This window comes from Streptomyces sp. URMC 126, assembly GCF_051386555.1.
In the GTDB taxonomy this organism is placed as follows: Bacteria; Actinomycetota; Actinomycetes; order Streptomycetales; family Streptomycetaceae; genus Streptomyces.
The window spans coordinates 1-6,685 of the sequence record NZ_JBPQTX010000361.1 but is presented as its reverse complement, the minus strand read 5'-3'; the positions used below and the strand labels follow the sequence as shown (position 1 = coordinate 6,685).

General features: G+C 75.9%; 5 protein-coding genes. 2 read left to right on the top strand and 3 right to left on the bottom strand.

The genetic code is table 11. From position 1 onward, the window contains the following. Positions 1–93: 93 nt before the first annotated feature. Positions 94–1,476, top strand: coding sequence for an MFS transporter (locus ACSNOK_RS29140; protein WP_436783786.1), 1,383 nt, complete (start codon positions 94–96; stop codon positions 1,474–1,476). Here ACSNOK_RS29140 and ACSNOK_RS29135 read toward each other — a convergent pair. Together ACSNOK_RS29135 and ACSNOK_RS29130 are read right to left on the bottom strand one after the other, a co-directional pair. Next, entirely contained in the window at positions 1,390–1,986 is a 597-nt protein-coding gene (locus ACSNOK_RS29135) for a TetR/AcrR family transcriptional regulator (RefSeq protein ID WP_436783785.1), read from the bottom strand. The genes ACSNOK_RS29140 and ACSNOK_RS29135 overlap by 87 nt on opposite strands. After that, on the bottom strand, positions 1,983–3,047 hold the full coding sequence (locus ACSNOK_RS29130; RefSeq protein WP_436783784.1) for a saccharopine dehydrogenase: 1,065 nt from the start codon (positions 3,045–3,047) through the stop codon (positions 1,983–1,985). The genes ACSNOK_RS29135 and ACSNOK_RS29130 overlap by 4 nt, the downstream gene beginning before the upstream one ends. Positions 3,048–3,932: 885 nt before the next feature. Here ACSNOK_RS29130 and ACSNOK_RS29125 point away from each other — a divergent pair. Beyond that, positions 3,933–4,388: a helix-turn-helix domain-containing protein gene (locus tag ACSNOK_RS29125; protein ID WP_436783783.1), complete on the top strand. Its 456-nt coding sequence runs from the start codon at positions 3,933–3,935 to the stop codon at positions 4,386–4,388. A 19-nt stretch (positions 4,389–4,407) separates the two neighbouring features. Here the strand turns inward: ACSNOK_RS29125 and ACSNOK_RS29120 are convergent, their stop codons facing one another. Further along, on the bottom strand, positions 4,408–6,477 hold the full coding sequence (locus ACSNOK_RS29120; RefSeq protein ID WP_436783782.1) for a SpoIIE family protein phosphatase: 2,070 nt from the start codon (positions 6,475–6,477) through the stop codon (positions 4,408–4,410). Positions 6,478–6,685 lie beyond the last annotated feature (208 nt).

Sequence of the window (6,685 nt, the reverse complement as noted above, 5' to 3'; positions counted from 1 at the left end):
AGAGACATGCCCAGCCCTGCCCGCGTTCTCCCCACTCCCCTCACCTCTCCCTTCTCCGCGTCCGGTGAGGAGGCTCCCGGCGGGCGGCGGGCCATGGCGGTGTGGGGTGTCGGCGTCTGCGTGTACCTCGTCGCGATCGTCTTCCGGACCAGCCTCGGGGTCGCGGGGCTCGACGCCGCGGACCGCTTCCACATCAACGCGTCCGCGCTCTCGACGTTCTCGATCCTCCAGCTGCTGATCTACGCGGCCATGCAGATCCCCGTCGGGCTGATGATCGACCGGCTCGGCACCAAGCGGGTGCTCATGCTCGGCGCCGCGCTGTTCACCGCCGGCCAGCTCGGCTTCGCCCTGAGCCCGACGTACGGCACGGCGCTGGCCTCGCGCGCGCTGCTCGGCTGCGGGGACGCCATGACGTTCATCAGCGTGCTGCGGCTGGGCTCGCGCTGGTTCCCCGCCCACCGGGCCCCGGTGATCTCGCAGGTGGCGGCCCTGTTCGGCACGGTCGGCAACCTGGTCTCCACGCTCGTCGTCCCCCGGGCGCTGCACGGACTCGGCTGGACCGCGACCTTCGCGGGCAGCGCGGCGGCCGGTGCCGTGGTCCTGCTCCTGACCCTGTTCTTCCTCAAGGACCACCCGGAGGGGCACGCGCCGGCACCCGCGCGGGCCGCGGAGGCGTCGGGGTCGGCGTCCGTGCGGCGGCAGATCGCCGCCGCCTGGCGGGAGCCGGGCACCCGGCTGGGCATGTGGGTCCACTTCACGGCCCAGTTCCCGGCGACGGTGTTCATGCTGCTGTGGGGGCTCCCCTTCCTCGTCCAGGGGCAGGGCCTGTCCCGGGAGGCGGCCGGCGGTCTGCTCACCCTCTCCGTGCTGTCCGCCATGACGGTCGGACCGGTGTACGGGCAGCTGATCTCCCGCCGTCCCGCCGCCCGGACGGCGCTGGCGCTCGGCACGGTGGCCGCGACCGCCCTGGCGTTCGCGGCGGTACTCGGCTGGCCGGGGGCGCACGCGCCGGTGTGGCTGCTGTCGGTGCTGTGCCTGGTGCTCGGCGCGTGCGGCCCGGCGTCGGTGGTCGGCTTCGACTTCGCGCGCCCCGCGAACCCGCCGGAGCGGCAGGGCACCGCCTCGGGCATCGTCAACATGGGCGGGTTCGTCGCCTCGATGACGACGCTGCTGGCGGTCGGCGTGCTGCTGGACGCCACCGGCGACGACTACCGGATCGCCTTCTGCTCGGTCTTCGCCGTCCAGGCGTTCGGAGTGTCCCGGATCCTGCGACTCCGCCCGGGTACGGAGGGGCGGCGCGTCCGCTCGCGCCCGGTGGCGTCCGGCGGCGCCGAGCCGGTGCACGCCCGGCCTGACCCCGGCCGGCGCCGCCGCCACCCGCCGCCCGGCTCAGTCCCGCAGCAGCCGGATCGCCGCCTCGACGAGATGGGCGTCCGTCGCCGCCGAGCGGTGGCCCGCGATGCCGGAGCGCAGTAGGGACGCGCCCTCGGCCAGGGCCACGAAGGTCTCGGCGCGGCCCCGGCAGCGTTCGGCGGGCCAGTCCGGGCGGAGGGTCCGGACGTAGGCGGTCACGTGGTCCGCGTAGCGGCGGTAGAAGGCGCGGACCGCTTCCGCGATGGCCTCGTCCCGCGCCGCGAGGGCCCAGATCTCGACGAACAGCCGAACGAGGTGGGGATCCTCCTGTTCGGCGAGGACGACGGCCACGGCCTCGGCCGGGTCGGGGCCCGGGCCGTCCGGGCCGCCGAGACCGGCCGGGCCGGTCAGCCGCTCCAGCGAGCGGTCAAGGGCCCGTTCCAGCACCGCCCTGACCAGGTCGGCCCGAGTGGGGAAGTAGTGCTGGAGGTGTCCGAGGCGGACGCCCGCCTCGGCGGCGACGGCCCGCAGGGACGCGTCCGCGTTCCCCTTGGCGACGAGCACGGCCTCGGCGGCGTCCAGCAGGGACGCCCGGCGGGCGCTCCCCTGCCGGGTCAGCTTCCCGCCGGTCATGTGACGTCCACCGCCACCCCGGCCGACTCCAGGGCGGGCAGTACGTCCCGCGGGGCCGGGGCGGCCTCGGGGAAGGCGACGCCGACGGGGGGCGGCGAGCCGTCCGCGCCCAGCACCCGGCGCAGCCCGCACCAGGCGCCCACGGCGGTGAGGTGGGCCTGCCCCGCCGGGTCAGAGACCACCGCCGAGCGATGCCCGCCCGCCCTGCCGCGGACGTCGACGCGGAAGCGGGCCTCTCCCCCGTCCCCCGGCGCGTACAGCAGCGAACGCCGCAGCTTGGTGAACCGGTCCCCGCGCCCCCAGCGGAAGAAGCCCGTCCGCCGGAGGGCCAGCAGGGCGGAGGTCGAGGCGGCGGAGCTGAAGCCGATCCGGGTGGTCGCCGTGTCCACGCCCAGCGACAGCGGCAGGGTGAACTGCTCCGGCGTGTCGATCCGCGCCACCTTGGTGCGGTGCCCGCCGACGGCCACGGACCCGGCGTCGCTCAACGGCACGACCATGCGGCGTTCGCCGCCCTCGGTGGCCTCGTAGTCCAGCCCCAGCCGGTCCATGAATTCCACCGAGTCGGCGCCCGCCCGGTCCTTCAGGTCGTACCGGACGGCGATCTCGACGGACGCCGCGCCGCCCAGCTCGTCCGCCAGCGCCGCGGCGACCAGCGCGGTCACCCCTCCCATCCAGGCGGACGACAGCAGGACCGGGGCCCGGGGCGGCGTCAGGGCCGCGACGGCCAGGGCCCGCTGGAGCCGCGCGGTCCAGCGGGTGACGTCCACGTACGGCACCCCGCCGCGCAGGGCGGCCCGCAGGATCCGGTCGTCGGGATCGTTCACCGTGCCGACCACGGCGCGGACCCGGGCCCGGAACGGCTCCGGGTCCGCCAGATCCCAGCGGCGCACCTCGGCCCCGGTGGCCGCGGCCACCTCCCGCCCGCGCTCGGGCGTCCGTCCGGTGAGCAGCAACGGCCAGTCCCCGGCCGCCAGTCGCGCCAGCTCCGCGCCGACCGTCCCGTAACCACCGGCCACGAGCACGGGGCCCGCCGGATCGGTCTGTATGTCGTCGTCATGCATGGCACCGAGACTAGGTCGCCCGACCTAGAAAGATCAACGGCTTTACGACGAGGGGGTCATGGGCCGCTCGCGGCCGGCCGGAGAAGGGGCGGCGGGACGGCACGCGTACCGGCGTGGCGTCCGCCGCTCGCCCTTCCGGGCGCGGGTCGAGGACGAAGTCGGCTCGGGACGGCGGCCGGAGTGCGGATGAACGGCGGCCCGCGGCCGTGGAGCGACTCGGGCGCCGGCAGGGTGCTTCCCCGATCCGGCGGCGGCGGCCGGTCCGAACGCCGCGCGGATCGGTGCCGGTTGCGCTCAGGCTTACGCCGGCGCGCTCGGCGCCTCAAGGGAGGGTTGCGTCGTCGCGAACACCACCGAGGCGCGACCACGGCTCGGGGGCACCGCGGGGAAACCGGGCGCCGGACCGGAGCCGCACCCCGCCGAGGGCCACCGACGACGTCAGGCGTGGAGGAACGGACGGGTGCGGCCGGCCATGACCGCCACCGGAAGCACGGCGCACCACGCACGACGCACGCCGCGCCCTGACGCCACGACGCCCCGGCGGCATCCGCGACGGGCGCGAGGTCACCCGGCGGCGGCCCTCCCGCACGCGGGCCCGTCGACGCGTCAAAATCGGGCAGGACCGCCCGAACCGTACGGGAGCAGGCCGCGCCGCACGGCGACGCGGACGTTAGTCATCCGCATCCGGCCATGGCAACTTGCTGCCCCAAGTCGCAATGTATTGCACTTAAAGTCGGTCCATATCCGTCTTCCCTCCGTCTTCGCTCTCGACAAATCAGGCAATCACCCACAGAACGCGGTTTTGCCTCCCGGGCACTTCCATGGCTCCGCCGATCCCCCGCCGGTTAGAGTCCTGGGGTCGGAGCGTGCGCGAGAGGGTGGACGATGCAGCAGGGGGGAGCGCCCGCGGGGGGCGGGGAACGGCCGTCCGTGGAGGCGCGGATCACCGCCGCCAAGGCGGATGTCGCCCGGCGGCTGCGGTACGTGCGCCACCACCACCCCGAGGGCCCGTTCACGCTCGCGGGGCTGGCCGAGCGCGCCGGGGTCTCCAAACGGACGCTGTCCCAGGCGGAGTCGGCGGACGGCTCCAACCTCACCCTGGAGACGCTGCTCAAGGTCAGCGACAGCCTGGGCATCCCGCGCGCCGCCTACTTCCTCGACGAGCAGGTCTTCCGGCAGGTGAACAAGGAACTGGCGGGAGACGGGCCCGCGGAGGAGTCGGCGGTCCGTGTGGACCAGCTGTCCCGCATGCTGAACGACATCCTCGACACCGCCGCACGGGCCCGGTACGCCTTACGGGACCTGCCCGCCGACGGGAACGCGCCGGACGGCGGCGCCTGACCCGTCGCCCGGGTCCCGCTCAGCCGCCAACCTCGGCGATCAGCAGCGCCACGTCGTCCTCGCTCCCCTGACGGAACACCGAGAGCAGCAGGTCGCAGGTCTCCTCCAGCCCGATTCGGGGGCCGTCGAGGACGCGGACGAGCTCCGCGAGGCGGACGTCCAGGGCCTCGTCGCGGGTCTCCACCAGGCCGTCCGTGTAGAGGACGAGCCGGTCGCCCGGGGCGAGGTCCAGGGCCACGCTCTCGAACGGCACGCCGCCCACGCCCAGCGGGGCGCCGGTGGGCAGGTCGAGCAGGACGGGCGGGCCGCCGTCGCGCAGCAGGACCGGCGGCAGGTGCCCGGCGTTGGCCACGCAGCAGCGGCCGCCCGCCGGGTCGTAGACGGCGTAGACGCAGGTGGCGATCTGCTGGTCCAGACCGGTGGCGGCGCGGTCGAGGTGCCGGAGCACCTGGGCCGGGTCGAGGGCGAGCCCGGAGAGGGTCCGGGCGGCGGTGCGGAGCTGGCCCATGGCGGCGGCCGCGGTGATGCCGCTGCCCATGACGTCGCCGACGACCAGGGCGCTCTTGCCGCCGTCCTGCGGAACGACGTCGAACCAGTCGCCGCCCACCTGGCCCGCCGTGCCGGCCGGCTGGTAGCGGTAGGCGACCTCCAGCCCCGGCGGGCTGGGCGGGCGCTGGGGCAGCAGGGTGCGCTGGAGGCTGAGCACGGCGGCGCGTTCCCGCTGGTACCAGCGGGCGTTGTCGATGCAGACGGCGGCCCGGGCCGCGAGTTCGCCCGCCAGCACCACGTCGTCCTCGGTGAAGGGGGCGGGGTTGTCGGTGCGCTTGAGGTCGAGGGCGCCGAGCACCTCGCCGCGGGCGATCAGCGGGACGGCGATGTACGAGTGGAGGCCGGCCCGGGCCAGCACGGAAGCCGCAGTCGTGTCACGGGCGATGCGCGGGAGGTCGCGGGTGCCGACGCGGGGCAGGTGGACGGGGCGGCCGGTGGCCACGCACTCGGCGACCAGCCGGTCGGCCGGGTAGTGGGCGAGTTCGCCGGTCGGGTCGGCGGCCCGGGCGGCGTCGGCGGCGCCCGGGGTGCCGGCCGAGGCGACCGCGAGGGCCCGGATCGCGGTGGCGCGGCCCCCGGGCGCCCGGTTGCCCTCCAGGGCGGCGTCCAGGACGTCGACGGCCGCGACGTCGGCCAGCGCCGGGACGACGACCTCGGCGAGCTCGTGGGCCGTCTGGTCGAGGTCCAGGGTGGTGCCGATGAGCACGGAGGCGTCGGCGATCAGGGCCAGCCGGCGCCGGGCCGCGGCGGCGGCCAGATCGGCGCGGTGGCGGTCGGTGACGTCCAGGACGGACGCCGCGACGCCGAGGATGTGCCCGCCCGCGTCCTCCAGCCGGTAGTAGGAGATCAGCCGGGCCCGGTCGTCCTCGCCCCCGCCGAGCCCGCCCGCCACGAACCGGTCGAGCTCCGGCTCGCCGGTGGCCAGCACCCGGCGCATGGCGGCCTCGCTCGCCTCGACGTCCACGAACGGCAGCACCTCGCCGATCCGCCGTCCCAGGTGCTCCTCGGCGGGGAGGCCGTGGATGCGCTCCAGGGCGGGGTTGACCATCACGTAGCGCAGCTCGGTGTCGAGGACGGCGAGGCCGATCGGGGACTGGGCCACCAGGCGCAGCGACAGCGCCAGGTCCCGTTCGAGGTCGCGCAGGACCTCGCGGTCGGTGGCGATGCCGAGGGCGTACATGCTGCCGTGCGGGCCCTCCAGGCGGACGTTGCGCAGTTCGACCAGGCGGGGGCCGCCGTCCTTGTGGCGGACGGGGAAGACGCCGGCCCAGCTCTCGCCCTCGCCCATCACCCGGTCGAACAGGTCCAGGACGACGGCCAGGTCCTCCTCGGCGACCAGCAGCCGGGCGGCGTACTGGCCGAGCGCCTCGGCGGGGGTCCAGCCGAACAGGTCCTGGGCCTGCGGGCTCCACAGGATGATCCGGCCCTCGCGGTCGAGGACCACGGCGGCCACGCTGAGCACGTCGAGGAGGCTGCCCGCCTCGTCCCAGGCGGGCCGGGGCCGGGCGGGGCCGGTCCGGAATCCGTCGGTGGTGCCCATGCGAGGTCCTCCTTGCGCCCGCGTGCGGTGGGGGCGGACACGGTGGCGCCGGTGCCGGGACGAGGGACCGTCGTCCCGGGCCGGTACCGCCGCTCGCGCCGCCGTCCGTCGCGCCGCGGTCTCCATCGTCCCTCGGATCCCGCGCGGCGCGCAGCCGCTGCGACACGGGGCGCGGCGCGGCGGGCGGGCGGGTCAGCTCGTCGTAGGC